Annotated in this window: 19 protein-coding genes and 1 pseudogene; 4 read left to right on the top strand and 16 right to left on the bottom strand. The window is 48.9% G+C overall.

Going from position 1 to position 18,420, the window contains the following annotated elements; genetic code table 11:
- Window positions 1-126: 126 nt before the first annotated feature.
- The 8 genes and pseudogenes from M2277_RS05515 to M2277_RS05480 all read right to left on the bottom strand — a co-directional run bounded on the left by M2277_RS05515 (window position 127) and on the right by M2277_RS05480 (window position 7,126).
- A complete protein-coding gene (locus tag M2277_RS05515) occupies window positions 127-1,149 on the bottom strand; it encodes a UDP-N-acetylmuramate dehydrogenase (RefSeq protein ID WP_006211106.1) in 1,023 nt (340 codons plus the stop codon).
- A 200-nt stretch (window positions 1,150-1,349) separates the two neighbouring features.
- A pseudogene (rpoD, locus tag M2277_RS05510) lies at window positions 1,350-2,327 on the bottom strand (RNA polymerase sigma factor RpoD); the annotation flags it as partial.
- A gap of 227 nt (window positions 2,328-2,554) precedes the next feature.
- A complete protein-coding gene (gene nagZ, locus M2277_RS05505) occupies window positions 2,555-3,883 on the bottom strand; it encodes a beta-N-acetylhexosaminidase (protein ID WP_280754328.1) in 1,329 nt (442 codons plus the stop codon).
- 149 nt (window positions 3,884-4,032) lie between these two features.
- Window positions 4,033-4,182, bottom strand: coding sequence for a hypothetical protein (locus M2277_RS05500; RefSeq protein WP_162158346.1), 150 nt, complete (start codon window positions 4,180-4,182; stop codon window positions 4,033-4,035).
- Between the two features lie 126 nt (window positions 4,183-4,308).
- Window positions 4,309-5,157 (bottom strand): DegV family protein, encoded by an 849-nt coding sequence (locus M2277_RS05495; RefSeq protein WP_280754327.1) that lies wholly within the window; start codon window positions 5,155-5,157, stop codon window positions 4,309-4,311.
- A 149-nt stretch (window positions 5,158-5,306) separates the two neighbouring features.
- Window positions 5,307-5,660 carry a GIY-YIG nuclease family protein gene (locus tag M2277_RS05490; protein ID WP_036642299.1) on the bottom strand — a complete coding sequence of 118 codons (354 nt, stop codon included), beginning with the start codon at window positions 5,658-5,660 and terminating at the stop codon, window positions 5,307-5,309.
- Window positions 5,661-5,690: 30 nt separating this feature from the next.
- Window positions 5,691-6,446: a DUF2087 domain-containing protein gene (locus tag M2277_RS05485; RefSeq protein WP_006211112.1), complete on the bottom strand. Its 756-nt coding sequence runs from the start codon at window positions 6,444-6,446 to the stop codon at window positions 5,691-5,693.
- 233 nt (window positions 6,447-6,679) lie between these two features.
- The gene (locus M2277_RS05480) at window positions 6,680-7,126 is read right to left on the bottom strand and encodes a hypothetical protein (RefSeq protein ID WP_280754326.1); all 447 of its coding nucleotides are present in this window, start codon (window positions 7,124-7,126) and stop codon (window positions 6,680-6,682) included.
- Window positions 7,127-7,373: 247 nt separating this feature from the next.
- On the opposite strand from M2277_RS05480, the gene M2277_RS05475 reads away from it, so the two are divergent.
- Window positions 7,374-8,669 carry an MFS transporter gene (locus M2277_RS05475; RefSeq protein ID WP_280754325.1) on the top strand — a complete coding sequence of 432 codons (1,296 nt, stop codon included), beginning with the start codon at window positions 7,374-7,376 and terminating at the stop codon, window positions 8,667-8,669.
- Here M2277_RS05475 and M2277_RS05470 read toward each other — a convergent pair.
- The 4 genes from M2277_RS05470 to M2277_RS05455 all read right to left on the bottom strand — a co-directional run bounded on the left by M2277_RS05470 (window position 8,659) and on the right by M2277_RS05455 (window position 12,476).
- Window positions 8,659-9,336 (bottom strand): DUF4166 domain-containing protein, encoded by a 678-nt coding sequence (locus M2277_RS05470; RefSeq protein WP_148246988.1) that lies wholly within the window; start codon window positions 9,334-9,336, stop codon window positions 8,659-8,661. The genes M2277_RS05475 and M2277_RS05470 overlap by 11 nt on opposite strands.
- Window positions 9,333-10,274: a DoxX-like family protein gene (locus M2277_RS05465; RefSeq protein ID WP_280754324.1), complete on the bottom strand. Its 942-nt coding sequence runs from the start codon at window positions 10,272-10,274 to the stop codon at window positions 9,333-9,335. Before M2277_RS05465 ends, M2277_RS05470 begins: the two co-directional genes overlap by 4 nt.
- Before the next feature lie 217 nt (window positions 10,275-10,491).
- Window positions 10,492-11,133 carry a response regulator transcription factor gene (locus M2277_RS05460; protein ID WP_006211119.1) on the bottom strand — a complete coding sequence of 214 codons (642 nt, stop codon included), beginning with the start codon at window positions 11,131-11,133 and terminating at the stop codon, window positions 10,492-10,494.
- Complete coding sequence (locus M2277_RS05455; RefSeq protein WP_280754323.1) at window positions 11,130-12,476, bottom strand: sensor histidine kinase; 1,347 nt, start codon at window positions 12,474-12,476, stop codon at window positions 11,130-11,132. The genes M2277_RS05460 and M2277_RS05455 overlap by 4 nt, the downstream gene beginning before the upstream one ends.
- Before the next feature lie 238 nt (window positions 12,477-12,714).
- Here M2277_RS05455 and M2277_RS05450 point away from each other — a divergent pair, with 238 nt between their 5' ends.
- From M2277_RS05450 to M2277_RS05440, 3 genes are read left to right on the top strand one after another with little or no spacing between them, the layout of a single operon-like run.
- Window positions 12,715-13,428 carry a polyphosphate polymerase domain-containing protein gene (locus M2277_RS05450; protein ID WP_280754322.1) on the top strand — a complete coding sequence of 238 codons (714 nt, stop codon included), beginning with the start codon at window positions 12,715-12,717 and terminating at the stop codon, window positions 13,426-13,428.
- A 3-nt stretch (window positions 13,429-13,431) separates the two neighbouring features.
- Window positions 13,432-14,136: a DUF4956 domain-containing protein gene (locus M2277_RS05445; protein WP_006211122.1), complete on the top strand. Its 705-nt coding sequence runs from the start codon at window positions 13,432-13,434 to the stop codon at window positions 14,134-14,136.
- Between the two features lie 18 nt (window positions 14,137-14,154).
- A complete protein-coding gene (locus M2277_RS05440) occupies window positions 14,155-16,119 on the top strand; it encodes a CotH kinase family protein (protein WP_280754321.1) in 1,965 nt (654 codons plus the stop codon).
- Between the two features lie 103 nt (window positions 16,120-16,222).
- Here M2277_RS05440 and M2277_RS05435 read toward each other — a convergent pair whose 3' ends face one another.
- The 4 genes from M2277_RS05435 to M2277_RS05420 all read right to left on the bottom strand — a co-directional run bounded on the left by M2277_RS05435 (window position 16,223) and on the right by M2277_RS05420 (window position 18,389).
- Window positions 16,223-16,540, bottom strand: a complete 318-nt coding sequence (locus M2277_RS05435; RefSeq protein ID WP_280754320.1) for a hypothetical protein — start codon at window positions 16,538-16,540, stop codon at window positions 16,223-16,225.
- A 117-nt stretch (window positions 16,541-16,657) separates the two neighbouring features.
- Entirely contained in the window at window positions 16,658-17,302 is a 645-nt protein-coding gene (locus M2277_RS05430; protein WP_082834417.1) for a TVP38/TMEM64 family protein, read from the bottom strand.
- 24 nt (window positions 17,303-17,326) lie between these two features.
- Window positions 17,327-17,797: a DinB family protein gene (locus M2277_RS05425; RefSeq protein ID WP_148246983.1), complete on the bottom strand. Its 471-nt coding sequence runs from the start codon at window positions 17,795-17,797 to the stop codon at window positions 17,327-17,329.
- The gene (locus tag M2277_RS05420) at window positions 17,790-18,389 is read right to left on the bottom strand and encodes a DUF4269 domain-containing protein (protein WP_280754319.1); all 600 of its coding nucleotides are present in this window, start codon (window positions 18,387-18,389) and stop codon (window positions 17,790-17,792) included. Before M2277_RS05420 ends, M2277_RS05425 begins: the two co-directional genes overlap by 8 nt.
- Between the last annotated feature and the right edge of the window lie 31 nt (window positions 18,390-18,420).

Below are 18,420 nucleotides of genomic sequence, written 5' to 3'. Positions count from 1 at the left end.
TAGAATGCCCCTCTCGCAACATGAAATTTCATCGTTTATACCAATAAACAGATGATCACCTATCTGATTATAGCGTTAAATTCTACTTATTCCAATTCCTTTACAGAGATTATTTTTGCGCGGGGTTTATACCAGCACAATCTCCGGTTCCGGAACGAATCCAAATTGATTGTTGATAGACTCTGATATCAGATTCATCAAATACAGAATGTCCGTAGCTTTGGCATGCTTCTGGTTCAGAATCATGTTTCCGTGGTGCGGAGAGATGATGGCACCGCCATACTCCGTCCCCTTCAAGTTCAGCTGGTCTACGAGCGAGCCTACCGCAACCCCGTAATCATAATTATTCTTAAACACAGAACCGCAGGATGGGTAGTCGAAATGGCGTTTACTCGTCCGGTACTTGATGATGTCGAGCATCGACTGCGGCGTCTGAATCCCCTTGCCTGCCAGCGCATGAACCTCGCCCAGGAAGAACGAGAAGAAAGATGGCAATGAGGATGGGTGACTCCCGCGAGTCTTCCAATCCGTGAGCAGCACGGAAGTCGTGTTGATCTGCTCTTCCGAGCTGACCGGAATGTTAAGATCGGCCCCTACAACAATCCAGGGACGCTGCTGGAATATGGATTGTTTGTAGGCAAACAAACATTCCGATACGGGAATGGACTGTACGCTCAAGCTTGGATCCGTTGTATCGATATAATAAACGGTATCCAGAATATCACAGATTTGGCGTGCGTTATATTTGGCATTCATATAGATGCCGGCCCCGACGCAGCCTGGCAGCAAAAAGGTAAAGTCGAGAAGGTCCGTCCCGCCCAACAATCCCATCAGAGAGAGCAAAGACATCGGCGTTCCGGATGAAACGTGCCATTTTCCTTCGGATACCCTCAGATCCACCAGGTTTTTAAGCGATATAAACACCAGGTCGTGCTTCGGTTCATCTGGAAACAGAATATTCGAGCCCATCCCGAAAATGTACCATGGCATCCCGCGTTTGTTGCATTCCTGCAGCAGTTCCGCCAGGTCATTGGCGGTTTCAGGCATAGCTAAATAATGGGCTGAGCCGCCGATCCCGTACGTTGAAAAAGCAGACAGCTCCACATTGCGTTTGCACAATCGGTCAATTGCAGATGTATGTAAAGTCATCGTAGACATGTCACTCCCTATTCGTTCACATTCAACACCATAATCCTTACTAAATGTGGGGATGTTACATCATTATGATGCAACTGCTCGGGTGGTGTCAATCTGAAGGGACACATGGAATAAATAGCAAAAAATCCCTTGATTACAGCCTATAGACCATAACCAAGGGATTCATTATAAGCTTTTACAATTCCTAGGATTTATTCAAGGAAATCCTTAAGCCGTTTGCTGCGGCTTGGATGACGAAGCTTGCGCAGCGCCTTCGCTTCGATCTGCCGAATGCGTTCACGCGTAACACCGAAGACCTGACCGACTTCCTCCAGCGTGCGAGTCCGTCCATCCTCAAGTCCAAAGCGCAGCCGAAGCACATTCTCTTCACGTTCTGTGAGGGTATCCAGCACTTCCTCCAGCTGCTCCTTCAGCAGTTCAAACGCTGCGGCATCTGCCGGTGCCAAGGCATCCTGATCTTCAATGAAATCACCCAGGTTGGAGTCGCTTTCCTCGCCGACCGGCGTTTCCAGCGATACAGGTTCTTGTGATACCTTCTGGATCTCGCGTACCTTTTCCGGTGTGATATCCATCTCTTTCCCGATTTCTTCCGGTGTTGGCTCACGGCCAAGCTCCTGAAGGAGCTGCCTGGACACACGAACAAGCTTATTGATGGTCTCAACCATGTGAACAGGGATCCGGATGGTTCTCGCTTGGTCAGCGATGGAGCGGGTAATCGCCTGACGTATCCACCAAGTGGCATACGTGCTGAACTTAAAGCCCTTCGAATAGTCAAACTTCTCCACGGCTTTGATCAGGCCCATATTACCTTCTTGAATCAGATCAAGGAACTGCATTCCCCGACCAGCATAGCGTCTTGCTATACTTACAACGAGACGAAGATTCGCTTCGGCCAGACGGCGCTTTGCTTCTTCATCTCCCTCCTCTATTCGTTTGGACAGCTCCACTTCTTCATCGGCTGAGAGGAGGGGAACACGACCGATTTCTTTCAGGTACATGCGAACCGGATCACTAATCTTGATGCCTGGCGGAAGTGAGAGATCGTCGTGAACCGAAAAATCCTCTGCCGGAGAATTTGCCGTTTTCTCTGTATCCGTAACCTCACGTTCCAATGCAAAATCCGCATTCTGACGGTTCTCCATTTTATGCCCCCCTGTTGACAATCCCATATTTTCATGCTAATCTAGCATTAGATCATTATGACATTAAGCCAATAGTTATTTATCCTTCATTCTAGCATATTTCTCACACTATATCAACTTCTAATATATTCTAGTCCAGATCACCCGATCTCATTACGAGATCGGGTTTGTTTATTTCCTGCAGCAGATGATGGCTGCCAAGGGTGTTCCGTCCCTTAAGAAGGGTAACTCCTTATTCTTTACATATGCTACGTTTACTTCATCTGATCTATTACTGCTTTCGTATCTGCATTCAGCTGTTTTACATCCGGAACCTTGACCGGCTCGTCACTTAACCGATACTTATCCTTCAATTCGAGCGTTGTCCTTACCCGGTCGTTCAGCAGTTCCTCAGATATCACACCGCTGTCAACCGCTTCGGTCAGTGCTTGGATGACGGCTTCCTCCTGCGCATACTCATGACCGATCAGAACGATGTTGCTTCCCGCAAGAATGGACTGTACGGAAGCCTCTCCTACGTCCGTATTACCGGAAACGGCCCCCATCGTCATATCGTCCGTTATGACCACGCCATCAAACCCCATCTCTTCTCTCAGCAAATCGGTTATGACCGGCTTGGAGTAAGAGGACGGCGTATCAGGATCAATGCTCTTCATCAGCAGATGGGCAACCATCACAACATCAGCTCCATCATCAATCGCTTGTTGAAACGGAACCAGCTCCAGCTCATGCAGACGTTTCAGATTATGCTCAACGACAGGCAAACCGAGATGAGAATCAACCGATGTATCACCGTGTCCAGGGAAATGCTTCACAACGGGCACAACTTCCTTCTCCTGAATACCCTTCATGGAAGCTATCCCTTGCGAGCTAACTTCCTCAGCTGTTGTTCCAAAAGAGCGATCGCCGATCACCGGATTGTTCGGATTGCTGTCAATATCCAGTACCGGAGCAAATACCATATTAAGTCCAAGTCCCGATACCTTCCGCGCGATAAGACCGCCCACATTCTTGGTTAATTCCAGATCTTGACGGCTTCCCACTTCGCCGCTCGACGGCAGCTTCACGTATTCATCCGGGAAACGGGTAACCCGTCCGCCCTCTTCATCTATGCTGAGCCATAATGGCACTGGATTGGCTGCATTCGCTTTTTTCAAATCATTCAACAGCTGTACCGACTGCTCGGTGCTCTCGATATTATCCTTGAAAAAAATAAACCCGCCCACATGATATTCCTTCAGCAATTTACGTGAAGTATCGTCCGGGGTGGTCCCCTCGATCCCGACAAGAACCAGCTGGCCTATCTTCTCCTTCACTGTCATCGTAGACATCAGCTTGTCTACCGCATTCTGAGGAGCGTTCGCGGGGAGCTTCCCTCCCTCGTCTTCTTCTGGAGAAGATGACGGATCCCCTTCATCCGGTGGTAGGTTCTGAGATTCCTGTCCCTGCTCCGATGGTGAAGCTCCTTGCCCGTTGTTCGCAGGGCCTCCCGTCTCTGATCCGCCTTGACAACCTGCCAGAGCTACCATCAAGATGACCATCAGCATCCCGAAATACATCCATTTTGTGATACGCTTCAACATCTTCACCTTCCTTATGCTCACTAACTATATTCGTGCTCCGATAAGCAGAGTCCTTCCATCTTAACATGATTTCCTCTTAGCCTGAATCACAGACAGGCGTTTAGCCTCATGAAGAAGAAAAGAGCCGCATCGGCTGCGGCCCGTACTGCCTATCGGAGCAGTCCCAGCTTGCGGGCTTGCTCTTCCGTTAATATAAATTGCTCCGACTCCCACACTTCATCCTCATCCGTTCGCCCGAACATCAGCATAATTTCATCCCATATATTCTTTTGCATGGCCTCAGCTTGCGTGATGATCACCTTCATTGCTCCTCATTCCTTTCCGGTGTTATGATTCCCTAATACATATACAACCATCAACCATCGATTAGAATCGGATACAAAAGCCTGCAGACCGAAATCTGCAGGCAGGATCTTTAGCGTAACTTATGAATAGGCGGGGTGATGTTTAATCCACGCCATCGCAATCGTGCCTTCACCTGCGTGGATACCCGCAACAGGAATAAAGGTCATGATTTCGGTCTTCAGGGCAGGATGCGCCCCGCTGATTTCATTTTGGATCTCTTCAGCCTCCGTAACGTTGTTTGCGTGCATGATGCACACCTTCTTAATTTTCTCGATATCCAATTTCATGAGGTCCAGCATTCTCTGCTTGGCTTTCTTGAAGGTCCGAATCTTCTCTTCCACAATGACTTTGCCCTCATCAAAACGCAGCAGCAGATGAATGCGGAGCAGATTGCTCAGAAGCAGCTGTGTCCCGGACACCCGACCACTGCTATGAAGCCGATGCAGGCTTGCGGGAATGAGGTAGAAGGACATGTTCTGCACCATGGACTGGATTTTCTCTTTTATGACTTGCACGGTATCACCCTGACGATGCCAGTGAATCCCGGATATAATCATTTCACGTACCGGATACGCTCCCGCTTGAGAATCAATGCCAATCACGGGGACCTCAGCAATCTCTGCCGCCTGCATCGATGAATTCAACGTTCCGCTGAGCTCGGATGAACAGTGAATTGCAATAATATCATCGTACTTTACTTTCAGAGCTTCATATAATTCTATGAATTCTCCGATAGGAGGTTGCGAGCTGCTGACTTTCGGTTCATCCTTCATCTTCTCATAAAAGGCATCAGCCGAAATGTCTATACCTTCACGGTATGCATCCTGTCCAAGAATCAACCTCAAAGGCACAATATAAATATGATTGTCTTTGGCGAATGCAGGATCGATTGTGCTCGTGCTGTCGGTCACCCATGCTATGGATCTCATTATAGTGTTCACGTCTCGCTTTCATGTAGTAAAAAGTAGGAAAGGAAGCGATTTAAGCCGCTGAATTAATCATATCCCACCCTTGCTACGATATGCAAATGGAAGGCATATGATATCTTTCCCACTCAGAAAACTGCCACAGAAAAGCCTTATTTTTTTACCACGTTATATCCCTTTTCGCCAAAAGGTTCCAGTCTTTCGATCCAATAGGCCTCCCGTTTGCTGACCGCATCCTTCAGATCATAGAACGGGTCCTGCTTCGGTTCAATCGTCTCCAGAATCTCAAAGACAAAAGCGTCATCCCCATACTCTTTCCATTCCTGCTGAAGCTGCTTGTTGTAACTCGTCCCCATCTGCAGCTCAAAACGCTTGCCGTTGATGGTCTTCAGATTATTCGTTCCGGCAACCCATATTTTGCCGTTCTTTGTATTTCGAATCTGATACACACCTGCTTCAATCTTGATTTCCTTGTAGATTTGATTTAATTCCTGTCTGCGGCTCATTGTCGTTACATCCTCCTTCTTTACTGCCGTCTAGGTCGTTAACCAATACTGGCTTCCATCATCCCTGCGATCCAAAAAACCGTATTCAATCAGATATCGGCGGATCGTCACGTAATCCGGATTGTCCCGTCCGATCATATCGTTGATTTCATTTTCGGAGTACATGACCCCGGGTTTGAAACGGGCAGCTATTTCCCGCAATACAACGTACTTCTGCTTCTCTTTGAGCTTAAACGTCTTCAGCGGAGCCTCGGTCCCTTCGGGAAACACCTTGGCCAGAATGGATTGACGCTCCTCTTCCGTAACGTTGTAACGCTCATCCACCATCTTGGCTTGCTTGGGTATTTCCACCATGGAAGGCGCATGACGATCCTTCTCCTTCAGCAGTTCCATTAATGTCAGCAGAACCTTGGACTGCCGTTCCTTCTCCTTCAAGGCAAACCGATGATTTCGTATGGTCGATGCACTGCCTATGCCCAGCGCCTGCTGAACTTCTTTATCATTCATTCCTTCATAGAACAGCTGCAGCAGTCGGTTCTGATGCTCCGTCAGTCCTGTCAGTTTCTTATCGAGGCCCGACAGATATTGAAACACCGACCCATGCTCGCGCTGAATATGAACAGTCATGTAACGCCTGGCTTCGTACAACACGTCATGATCCGGGTAGATGATCCCTTTTTCCAACGTCTTGCCGCACAAGAGACATACCCATACCGGTCCCTCCTCCACATAGCCTTCCTTGAGTTCATCTATGGAAGCATTCCAGAAACGTTCACTGAGATCCAATAGGGACACCACTTTCCTAAAATTATTTATATAGACATATTATTGTTTTGTCTATTATTTGTCAATGCCAACCTAATTAACCATTCATCCAATCAGCATAAACAAACAGGTCACATTCTGGTATAGGAATACCAGAATGTGACCTGTCTTTTATAAGTAGGATAAACTGCACAAAATACGATAGATGATAGCTGGATCATACTAAAACCAGGCTAACCATGCTTTTATCAAAATCAATCCCAGAAATCAATCCTTGCCGATCCACCGGCACCTGTCTTCTTCACGTAAAATTCCGCTCTTTTGTTATCCCCGTCTACAAAGCTGCCGATTCCTCGAACAATTCCGCATTCATCTTTAGATAATTCAGCTTTTCCTACATAATCATTATTATTGCTCCCCGGATCATCCTCCCATAATTCGTACACTGCCGTTGGACCGGAGTATAGGCAAAACGCAAAATCTCCACCCGTGGAGTAAGCAATGGCGCTCGAGGAAGTAAACGTAGAGGAACCAATATAATCCCATTGCCCAGGTATTGATGCCAATTCGGAAACCGAAACCAAAGAAATCGAAGCCGGAGATGACGTCGGGGAATCCGTTTCTTCACTCGCAAAAACGGTGGAAAAAGAGCTGACCAGAAACACCAGCAGGATACTGCATGCGATTTTTTTAAATTTCATTTGTAACACAACACCTCTTTCCTTTTTTTATAACAAGCATGTATATAATAGCTCAGTTGTAATTTTATGTAAATAGATAAATGATAAATAATTCATCCATTTCCTAAATCCGATCCCAAACGGGGGGATAAACAGCAGGGATCCTCCCTTCATAAGAAAGGGAATCCCTCTATAATAAATCTTCCTCCCATGATTCGAACCTGCTAGAATAGAGAGGTTGCTGCTGTAAAATTTAGGGGGTATCATCATGGGGTTAATACACCAGTCGGCAAAAGAAATGCGATCTTGGCCGCGCAATATTAAGCTGTTTTTTCTAGCTAACGTGCTGTATCAGATCGGTACTGGCATGTTCAGCGTGCTCTACAATTTATACATACAAAGCCTTGGGTATAATGACTCCATGAATGGAACAGTGGTCAGTATTCAGTCCCTCGCCACAGCATTAATGTTTATCCCGATAGGTCTGATCGGAGACCGCGGCAGCCGGAAGCGCATTCTTGTCCTTGGTGCACTGTTAAGCGGGGCAGGGCTTATCGCCCGCTCGTTTCTGGAGAGCGAGTTCAGCTTGCTTGGGCTCGCGATATACACAGGCCTGTTTGCATCCTTCTTTCAGGTGCTGGCCATTCCCTTTTTGGCGGAAAATACAGCGAAATCCGCTCGCATGCGCATCTTCAGCATCCACGCCTCGCTGGTTCTGGCTTCTCAAGTGCTCGGGAGTATGGGCGGCGGATTCCTGGCGGATGCCTTGCAGGCATTTGGGATAAACAAAGTCGGCAGTTTGAAAACAGCGCTGTTCATAGGCGGCCTGGCAACCTTTGCCGCGTTTATCCCGCTCTTGTTTACGACAGACAAGAACGCCGAGGATGCACAATCAACGGATACACCTCTCCCCGATCATCAACCCGTACAGTCCGGAGTTGCCGTTAACACCTCCGGTTTGGGGGATTTCAAGATCATCGGACAGTTCGCGCTTGCCCAGCTGTTAATTGGACTGGGCTCCGGACTCGTTGTGCCTTACTTGAATCTGTATTTTACCAATCGCTTCTCGGTGTCGTTATCGGCTGTCGGGGTCCTTATTTCGCTTGGGCAAGTCATGACTATCGTTTCCATGCTGATCGGTCCGACACTCGTGAATCGCGTGGGTGCGGTGAGAGCCGTGGTGCTGTTTCAGGTTCTGTCCTTGCCGTTCCTGTTGTTAACCGGCTTTACCAACGTATTGATCATTGCATCCGTTGGATTCCTGTTCCGGCAAGCGCTCATGAATGCGGCTAATCCGATCCAGTCCTCTATTCTGATTGACCGTGTGCCGGATCATCGAAGAGGAATCGCCAATTCCGTCACGCAAACCGCCTTTATGCTCGGGTGGGCAACCATGGGACCGGTACAGTCCACACTAGTCACCACATACGGTAACTACTGGGGATATGCAATCACATTCTGCATCACCGGAACCTTATATGTTGTATCTTCCTTTTTGTACTACCGCATGTTCCGCGAACAAAAAGATAACAATCTACCTTCCGGCACGCCCACTACTCTCTAACCTCCGTGCGGAGGGGTTTAACATGAGACGGAACAGGCTGCCCGTTCAGCGAAATCGTCCGGGCCTGAAAACTTCCCTTATACCGGAAGACAGGCCCCAATATCGGATTGTTTACCTGAACGGATATTCGGTAACACTCGTCCCGTTCTTCATACCATTCGCACACGTCGGCCGTTCCGGTCAAGCACCGGGGGAATCGAAACCGCAGGATCCCTTCATAAAACCTCTGCTCACTCGATTGAATGCGGATTCCGCCGTTAGCGCTTGCGCTAATCGCCAGATCCACTGCCAGATGCTGCTGATTGCCCAGATAATCCACCACGCGGCTGCGCTGTGAACTGTAAATCATCGTAGCATCAAACCGTCTGCGGATGCCTGGAAAATCGAAGCTTCGGCACCACGTCACCGTTTCTCTCCCCCATTCATCCTGATAAGCATAGTTCTCAATTCGAAACGGAATCCCCATCCCCCGATTCGGGAACATGATATGCCGCATCGTTCCGATATAAAGTGGCAGCACTGCCCAAGGAGCATGCCAGATCTCTTCCATGATGCCTTCTCCAATCGAAGCGATGTTATCCTTGCTGTTAAACCCGAAACGTTCCCGGATTTTGGGATGAAGCTTCTGAAATTGTGCTCCGAGGGCTTGCTCATAGATCGAGGTCATATGCGTTCACTCCTTAGGCCGGGTCCATCTGTGGAGGCCGGTATTCTCACACAGCGATATGCGCTTGGCAAATCGACAGCCGACAGGGAAGCCGTGAAGCATAAAGCTATCATTGAACCGCTAAGAGTCAACGGATTAAAGGGAGCTTTCATCAACTGTGGCTCCGTGATTAATGCTCCCAGCATTAAAATAACGAGCAATAACATGACCAGCCTGTACCACCACCGACTCTTGTGAAAGAGCAAGGTTAATAATCCAACGCCGATCTCCGCGATGCCAAGCAAGACCAGAACCATGCCCTCCACCCCCTCGGCCCAGCCGGACTGTCTCAACAAATCAAGCTCTCCGGCTTCCGGAAACAGCAGCTTCGGCACCACCCCCTCGTAGCACCATAGAATGACCAGCATGAACACGCTTAAGGCGTGGACCAAGGCATTCCGGATCGAAACCGACGGCGGAATGTCCTTCTCTGCCCATAACCGCAGAACATCAAAGCTCCAAGCCGTTGCAACGCCGAACAATGGCCGAAACAACAAGCGATCAAACCAGGCTCCCAGCATGCCGAACCGTGTCTTGTAATCATACCGGGTCGAGAACTTCAAGATGCCCTGTCCACCGTCCGCATACTTCCAATAGCCGCTCCCCTCCCGTATCAGGGAATTACGCTGATCGGAACCGAATCGCAGCACCGAGATCCGATGCCCCGACTTCGGATGCACCACCGTTTTCGTGGCACCTGCCCCCGTGACCTCCAGACCAAATCCAATTCGGGTCTTATATAGAAAACGCTGAGTCTCTGCATCAACTTTAGGCAAATAATGAATCTCCGAAAATCGCAAGTCCCACTGCTGGTGAAGCTCTGGTGTCTGTGTGAACGACCACAGTTTATCCATATCCGTCTTCATATCGATTTCCACATAAATCGGTTTTCTCTTCATGCACTTTCATCTCCTGGTTCGTGGATTCAACCGCCTTTATCGAATCCATGCTGTTGCTGGACCGGGCAGCCTTTGGTGTATACAGTCATTCTACTGTCGTCTCCCGCTGACCGTCAGACCTCACTTTCGTAGAACATGCAAAAGAGAGGTACTACATTTCGTAGTACCCCTCCCTCTTACTTCTCTGTATACAAGCGCTCTAACCAAACCAGCTTCGTTATGATTTGTCCTTTTGCCTCACGATTCCTTTGCGGCGAACCTTCTCCACGGCTTCCCTGCTGCTCTTCACGCCAAGTTTCTTCAGAATTTTATTAATCTGATTCTTAAGTGTGCTCTCGGTTTTGAACAGCTTCTTCTCCATCTGGGAATGGCTGTATCCTTCGTCCAGTAGCTCAAACACTTCCCGCTCCGCAGGGGTTAAGCCCCGCAGCTGTTCTTCGCGCTTCAGACGGGCAAATTCCTTCAGCAGCACTTCCATCGTTCCCGGGTGGAGCACTGCGCTGCGGATGGCAGCCGGAAGCTCCTTGAACCTGGTCTTCTCTAAGTAATTAACGGCCCCGGCCGTATACGATTGTGTAATAACAAACTCGTCAGCAAGCGAGGTCAGCATGATGACCTTGGCTTGCGGCTTGAGCTCATGAATTTCTGCGGCGGTATAGATGCCGTCAAGACGACCCGCGGTCAGTTGAATATCCATCAGAACGATATCAAAGGACAGGATGGCTGCCATTGCAATGGCTTGCTCGGGCGAATCGGCTGCACCGACTACCATCATATCCTCCTGTGCATTCAGAAAGACCGTCATTGCCTTAATCCAATCCGGGTCGTCCTCAACCAGAAAGATCTGTATTCGATTCAAGCCTCATCCCTCCCGGTTAGACGAATGATTTTGCTGCGGGGGTAGTACAGCGTTATCTCTGTTCCCTCCGACTCACGGCTCTCCAGTCCTACGGAGCCCCCGCTTTTCTTCATCACATTATAGACATAGGACAAGCCAAGCCCGAAGTTAAGCTTCTCATGACCCTTCGTGCTATAAAAAGGTTCAAATATGCGTCCTTGCAGCTCCCGCGGAATCCCGCTGCCGTTATCCTTGACGGAGATAGCCGCTCCCTTGCGGTCTGCTGTTACCGTTATCGTAATCCGTCCGCCTTCCGGCATCGCCTCAACGCTATTTCGAATCAGGTTGCTGATCGCTTCCTTCAAATGAACAGCATCTGCCAGCAGCCAAGGCCGCTGCAGGTTCTGGACATCCAGCTCGATACCATATCTACTTAACAACTCATATTCACGAAGCTGAACCTCTGCAATGAGCTGATCCGTACGGGCAGGCTGTTCAACCAGTCTGAAATCCTTCATTTGCTGCTGGATTCGACCCACCATGGCAACCAGATGTTCTGAAGAATGTGTGATGACTTCCAGCTGCTCCATGACGGCACCGCTGTCCTGCGTCAGCATTAGCTTCACATTTTCCGTGCTGACCGCAATCTTGCCAATCTCATTCTTGATGGTATGGTTCAGCATCGATGTTCCCGTGCTCACGGCCTGCATCGTGCGATCCAGCGGATCGCGCTCAAACTTCAGACGAACGCCCAGAACGCCATATACAAAAGTACAGATAACGGCCACGGCTAACGAATACAGAATAAACAGCGATACATATTGAAACGAATCATAGCCGGGCGAGATTAAATTGCCGACATTGATCAGCAGCATTACACCGAGCAGCGTAGGCACCATAATCATGGTGGTGATCCACATGCTCTTTCGTTTCTGCGGATTCATCTCATATGACAGCGCGCGAACGAGCAAGACGCATCCCGTCACATAGTAGGGTCCTGTCCACACGAATAACAATCCATAATGAATATGATGTTCGGGATGAAGCAGAACCTGAACCAGCATGATGAACACAGGCAGAAGCAAGCCTATTTTGAGATAGCGCATCCTCTTGGGCTGCTGCGGTCTCCGAGTATATACCATGCAAAATATCAGCACTCCATACGGAGTTAAAGTATGATTCAACAATTGAATCATCGGTTCATACCGGATCGGTATAAAACCGGAAGGCGCAAGCAGATCCGTCAATCCTCCGCTCCCTGCACTCAACAGGAAAAAAGCCGCCCAGCGGTTCACCTCGCTCCGAGGCTGATTGAGCAGAAGCACGGCTGCCGCGCTCCATAGCGCTGCCACATAATAGAGCATACTACATCGTCCTATTCTCTTCCCAAATGTAGTTTCATCCTACCACAGTTGCTGGCAGGTGTGGTACAAAAGATCGTCCCTTATCCGCCTTCTTGGCCAGGATTCCGGCGGTCTTTTTTTACATTGCGAAAACATTCAGTTTACATTCAGCCGCGTTTAAGAAAGAAATCAGGAACGGTTGCTAGGATAGATTTCGTAAGCAAGCTACAGCATGACAGAGAGAAACGAGGTGGAACCCATGACAACCCCATTGAAATACCGAAATGAGCTGAAGTTTTTTGTGAACATCCATCAATATCATATCATCCGGGAGCGATTAAGAAATCTGGTGGCCTACGATGAGCATGCCGGTCCGAGCGGGGAATATCACATCCGAAGCTTGTACTTTGATGATATCAACAACAAAGCTTTGTACGAGAAGCTGGCAGGTGTCCGCGATCGCGTGAAATACCGCATTCGTATTTATAACGTTGCCGACGATACCATCCATTTTGAGAAGAAAATCAAATTCCGGGATTACATCGCCAAGCTGAAGGAGCCGCTCACAAGAGAGATGGTCAATCAGATTATGGCAGGTCAGTATGAATGCCTCTATCAGCCGGACAAACCCCTGATGATGGAGCTGTACCATGAAATGAAACACAAATTGCTGCGTCCCAAGGTCATTGTCGATTACGTCCGCGAACCGTACGTATGCTATAACGGGAATGTTCGCATTACGTTTGACAAGGAGCTCCGAACCGGCCTGCACTCCACAGATCTGTTCAACCAGCATCTGCTGCCCATTCGGGCGATCGATGAGAATCTGATCATCCTTGAAGTCAAATATGACGAGTATATACCGGATTACATCAAAATCGCGCTGCAGCTCGATGGCCTCAACCGACAGTCGGCATCCAAATATGTCATGTGCCGCAAATTTCTCAAATATAACACTTGGGAGGATCAATAATTCATGAACGCTACACCGACTAATACGGAAACCACCAATTTCTCGGATATTATCAAAAATTCCGTCATGGAAAACTTCGTATCCGATATCAGCATCTCCAAAATTTTGATTACGCTTGCCGTCGCTTTTGTTATCGGGCTATTCATTTATTTACTCTATAAACGGGTGTTCAGCGGCGTGCTGTACTCCAAAAGTTTCAACGTTTCACTGATCGGGATGACCATGATCACCGCTGTTGTCATTATTGCCATCAACTCGAATCTCGTGCTCTCGCTCGGTATGGTCGGCGCACTCTCTATCGTCCGCTTCCGTACGCCCATCAAGGACCCTACCGATCTGATATTTCTGTTCTGGGCTGCTGTAGCCGGGATCGTAACCGGAGCCGGATTCTATACGCTGGCAGCGATCGGGTCCGTTGTTGTTGGCCTCATCCTGTTCTTCTTCATTAAAAAAGCAACGGTGGATACGCCTTATCTGCTGGTTGTTCATTGCGATAACGAGCAGAGCGAGCAAGCCGTTAAAGGTCAAATTGATCAAGCCGTGAAGCGCTATAATCTGAAGCAAAAAACAGTGACGCCAGGAAGCATTGAACTGACGCTGGAAGTAAGACTCCGTGATGCGGAAGGCCAATTCGTTAACAAGCTGTCTCAGCTTCCCGGCGTTCACAATGCAGTCCTGATCAGTTACAGTGGCGACTATGTATCCTAAGTCAGGCGGTGGTCAGAGATGATGAACAAAAAAAAGGCAGTATGGCTGTCCCTTGTGCTGGCCATAGTCCTCCTGCTCTCAGGGTGCCAATGGACAACCTCCCCGGTCGCCAGCTCGGAGGTTGACAGCAGCACAGACAACGAAGTCTTGCAGGATCAGATCGATTCCACGGTATTTCCGAAGGATAAAGTTGTTGATGTGAAAATCACCATCGACGAAGCCGATTTTCAGGATATGCTGGACAATGCCAGTGCAGAGGAATATAAAGAAGCCTCCGTGAATTACAACGGCATGCAGTATGATCATGTGGGTCTTCGTACGAAAGGCAATTTAAGCCTGCGAAGTGTAGTCAATTCCGACTCCGACCGCTACAGCTTCAAGATCTCTTTTGATGAATATATCAATCAGACCTTGAATGGAATCAGCAAAATCAATCTGAATAACAACTACAGCGACGCCTCGTATATGCGCGAATTCCTTACTTACGAGCTGGCGGCATCCGTCGGATTGCCGACACCCGGATTCTCATACGTAAACGTATACGTTAACGATGAATTATGGGGCTTCTACCTTGCTATCGAACAGATTGGCGATTCTTATCTGAAGCGTCAGTTCGACAATTCATACGGAGCATTGTATAAGGCTGAGATGACAGGTGTAGGAAGTGATCTCACATGGCTTGGCAAGGATCCGGATTCCTATACGGGACTAGTCATGAAATCCAAATCATCCAATGACGATATATTGATCGATATGCTGGATGAACTCAATAACGGCACCGATTATGAGAAGGTACTTGATGTGGATAATGTGCTCAAGTACGTTGCCTTGAACGTGGTCGCCTCCAATATGGACAGTTATCTCGGTTCCAACAAACAGAACTATTACTTATATGAGAACAATGGCATATTCTCCGTCCTTCCCTGGGATTACAACATGGCCTTTGGCGGACTTGGCAGCTCCAACCTTCTCATTGACGAGCCAACCCAGGGTGCCTTAGCAGAACGGCCACTGATTGCCAAGCTGCTTGAGGTTGATGAATATAAGGAACGCTATCATGCCATTCTCACGGAAATGCTGGAGGGTTACATGCAGCAGGACACATTCAATGACAGGGTAGCGCAATTGCAAGAACTAATATCCGAGCATGTAAAACAGGATCCAAGACCGTTCTACTCTTACGAGGAATATGAGCAATCTCTCCCAACGCTGATGTCCTACGTCCAGACGTCGTCTGATAACATCCAGCAGCAATTGGATGGAACCATCCCCTCCGCTGGTGATGGAAGCGGCAGCGGAGGTGGTATGGGTGGCGGCGGCCGCGGCGGTATGGCACCGGGCGGGGCTGGCGGTATGATGCCAGGCGGTGCTGGCAAAGTGGCGCCTGACGGCGCTGGCGGCATAGCGCCCGGCGGGGGCAACGTGGCACCCGATGGTGCCGGTGAGATGGCGCCTGGAGCTGCCGATGGCAGCACTCCTGACACTGCACCGAATGGCGCTTCAAGCGAAGGTACTGACAGAAACGGTGACACTGATCCCAGCAATGCGGAAGATAACAGCTCTAGTGAACAGCCACAGGTTTCACTATCTTCTGCTGCGGCAAATACGGAACCAGTGCAAAATCCAGAGGACGCTGCGTCCCAGACGCCAACGCAGAATCAAGTCCCAGCTAACGGAGATCTGCCAGTACAGAATCAAGCCCCTGCTGACGACCAGCAAACCCAGCCTCAAACGCCGGGGCAGAATGGTCAAGGGGAACTGCCGAACCTTCCTCAAGGTCAGATGGGGAACGGAGGATTTGGCGGTGGCGAGTTCGGCGGCCAGATGCAGGGTGGTCGAGGAATGGGACGGCCGGGCGAATGGAGTAACGGAGCCTCCCAAGAGCAAGGCAGCACCAGGGAAGCCCTATACGCTGGAGTGGCCATCTTGCTGCTGCTTCTCTCTTGCCTCTTTGTGAGTTTATACAAGCGAAAACGACTCTAACTCTACCAAATAAGGGACGGCTGCAAAGAATGATGCCTTTGCAGCCGTCCCTTTGTATGTTCAGAACTTTCTAATCAAACCAATACCCGGAGTTACCGCTTCATTATGCGCTTAACCACGTAATCAACACCGGTGTTAATATCAGTAACGAGCCCAGCGTCATTACGATCCTTGTTGTATTTCTTGACAGCTTACGCTGCGTCTCGGATGAGCGATACCAGCCGCTGAATTGCAGTCGGTTGCGGTAGAGAACAAGAAACCATAAAATATTTCCGCTGAACAAGAACAGGAAGTAGGACTCCTTCCATGGAATCCATGACGTCAGTATGCTCTGTTCAATGCTGCCCAGAATTACTGCTGCAATCATCATCATGATCATCATACGAATCATTTCCAGTATGGATGAGGCCAATTTGGTCATAACGTTACTCCTTCTTCGTCATGCTGGTTCTAATACAGTCTATGTTTTCCATTATAAAACAAAACAAGAAATTATGACATGCCAACAGGCGACATGGCATCCGTGCAGCCGCGCTATTCAGTTTGATTCTAACTCTTCTTGAATATCACGTGACGCTTGTTTTCGAATAAAATACGAATCCAGCTTCCGGCTGACCCATAGCGAAAGAACGATAAACGCAAGGACGCCAATCAGCTTGAAGGGCTCGGCTATAAAGTCGGACAAGTTAGCGCCAATGTACGAGACACAGAAAATCATGATGCCCTTGCCCAAGGCTACGGCCATAAGATAGGACATAAGGTTCATTCTTGCCAGCCCGGCAGCTACATTCACAGCTACGAACGGCCCGACCGGAAGTATGCCCAGCAGGAACACGTAACTGAATCCATTATGCTGAATCCAGCGCATTCCACGCTGAACCTTAGGTTTGTTCGCCCAGCGTTCGATCAGTGGCGTACCGGATATTTTGCGCACAATGAGGAAGGTCGTCAAGCACCCCGCAACCATCCCGATCCAAGAGTAAAATACCCCCGCCCACAGTCCATATACCGCCCCATTAACACCTACGATTACAATCGTGGGCAGCGGAGGAATGAAAGATTTCAAGAAGGTCAGCAATATTCCTGGCAGCGGACCTAAAGCTCTAAACTGTTCTAATAACCATTCCAGATTGCTCTCCGTAAAATAAGACATGATGTCCAAGTAGCCATTCAATAACTTCACCCATTTCTGCTATTGTATTGCCGACTAGCCCTCCTGAAGCACCTTGTTCAACTGAGCCAGATGGTGCTTGTCATGCCAGATGAAATCCCGCATGAATTGCTCCACTTCAAAAGGATGGCCGTCCCCGTCTGTATACCGCTTCGCGTACAGCGCTTCCGGCAACGCTTCGATGGTCTGAATCAGCTTCTCCCTTGCAGCTAGCGTCTGATTCACCAGAGCTTCTGTCGATAACGTCTTGGCATATAACCGCGAATCCTCATTAAAAGCATCATAATCCAAATGCTTGACAGTAAGCGTCTCCCCAGCGGAAACCTTGGCGATAGCCTCATTATAAAAATATTCATCCCAGCACATGATATGGCACACCACATCACGCACAGTCCATTTTCCCTCAGCGATCGGGCGATTCCAGTAACTCTCTCCTTGTTCTGCGAATTCACCAACCTTATCGATCCATTCGGAATACTCATTCAACAGCAGCTGTTTATCACTCATACCCATTCTCCTTATCCGTGAATTGTTTGATCATGGCATCCAGTTGATCCTCCGACCAGTCGTACATCTTCAACAGCTCCACATAAGGATCCCCCGGTATATTCAACAGCTTCGCAAAGGCAGGCTCTGTCTTGTAACCTGACTTCTTCAGCTCGATAATGCTCTGTCTTCCGACCTCACCCAGCCGCTTCAGAAGCCTGTATTCCACCACCATGTGCCGGTAACCGTTCTGATGGGTGGAAGGCAGCGGCTGCGCAAACACCTCAAATTCCCAGCCCCCATACCGAAACCGTATCACCATTCGCTCCAGATTGTCTACCGTGCGCAATGAGGAGGTTAAGCCCGGCAGGATTTCTCCATAACGCTCCTTCATCCCTCGCTCAAACGAAACAAAATCCGTCACCTGACAAATGATATCCAGATCGCTTGAAGCTATATCAATACCGATAGGGATCGTCCCGACCCATATCGGATGGTAACATTTCAAATGATCCAACAGCTCAAGTCGATCTATTACCTCGGCTGCCTGCTGTTGTTTCGCAGAGCCTTGGCGCAAGTAATCGATGTTCAGAAAATCCATATCCTCAACCATGGCTGCTCACACCTGCCCGTGCTTAATGTCT

The sequence above is a fragment of the Paenibacillus sp. LBL genome, from assembly GCF_029893715.1.
GTDB lineage: Bacteria > Bacillota > Bacilli > Paenibacillales > Paenibacillaceae > Paenibacillus_AQ > Paenibacillus_AQ glucanolyticus.
Note: the sequence above shows the minus strand (reverse complement) of the source record. Positions and strands in the feature narration are given on the sequence as shown.

Bases quoted from the DNA above. Each gene is read 5' to 3' on its own strand.
- M2277_RS05470 (WP_148246988.1), bottom strand. From the start codon at position 9,336: ATGACCTCGATCTATGAGCAAGCCCTCGGAGCACAATTTCAGAAGCTT.
- M2277_RS05475 (WP_280754325.1), top strand. From the start codon at position 7,374: ATGGGGTTAATACACCAGTCGGCAAAAGAAATGCGATCTTGGCCGCGC.
- M2277_RS05435 (WP_280754320.1), bottom strand. From the start codon at position 16,540: ATGACCAAATTGGCCTCATCCATACTGGAAATGATTCGTATGATGATC.
- M2277_RS05425 (WP_148246983.1), bottom strand. From the start codon at position 17,797: ATGAGTGATAAACAGCTGCTGTTGAATGAGTATTCCGAATGGATCGAT.
- M2277_RS05455 (WP_280754323.1), bottom strand. From the start codon at position 12,476: ATGCTCTATTATGTGGCAGCGCTATGGAGCGCGGCAGCCGTGCTTCTG.
- M2277_RS05465 (WP_280754324.1), bottom strand. From the start codon at position 10,274: ATGAAGAGAAAACCGATTTATGTGGAAATCGATATGAAGACGGATATG.
- M2277_RS05515 (WP_006211106.1), bottom strand. From the start codon at position 1,149: ATGACTTTACATACATCTGCAATTGACCGATTGTGCAAACGCAATGTG.
- M2277_RS05450 (WP_280754322.1), top strand. From the start codon at position 12,715: ATGACAACCCCATTGAAATACCGAAATGAGCTGAAGTTTTTTGTGAAC.
- M2277_RS05440 (WP_280754321.1), top strand. From the start codon at position 14,155: ATGATGAACAAAAAAAAGGCAGTATGGCTGTCCCTTGTGCTGGCCATA.
- M2277_RS05420 (WP_280754319.1), bottom strand. From the start codon at position 18,389: ATGGTTGAGGATATGGATTTTCTGAACATCGATTACTTGCGCCAAGGC.
- M2277_RS05495 (WP_280754327.1), bottom strand. From the start codon at position 5,157: ATGAGATCCATAGCATGGGTGACCGACAGCACGAGCACAATCGATCCT.
- M2277_RS05490 (WP_036642299.1), bottom strand. From the start codon at position 5,660: ATGAGCCGCAGACAGGAATTAAATCAAATCTACAAGGAAATCAAGATT.
- M2277_RS05480 (WP_280754326.1), bottom strand. From the start codon at position 7,126: ATGAAATTTAAAAAAATCGCATGCAGTATCCTGCTGGTGTTTCTGGTC.
- M2277_RS05445 (WP_006211122.1), top strand. From the start codon at position 13,432: ATGAACGCTACACCGACTAATACGGAAACCACCAATTTCTCGGATATT.
- nagZ (WP_280754328.1), bottom strand. From the start codon at position 3,883: ATGTTGAAGCGTATCACAAAATGGATGTATTTCGGGATGCTGATGGTC.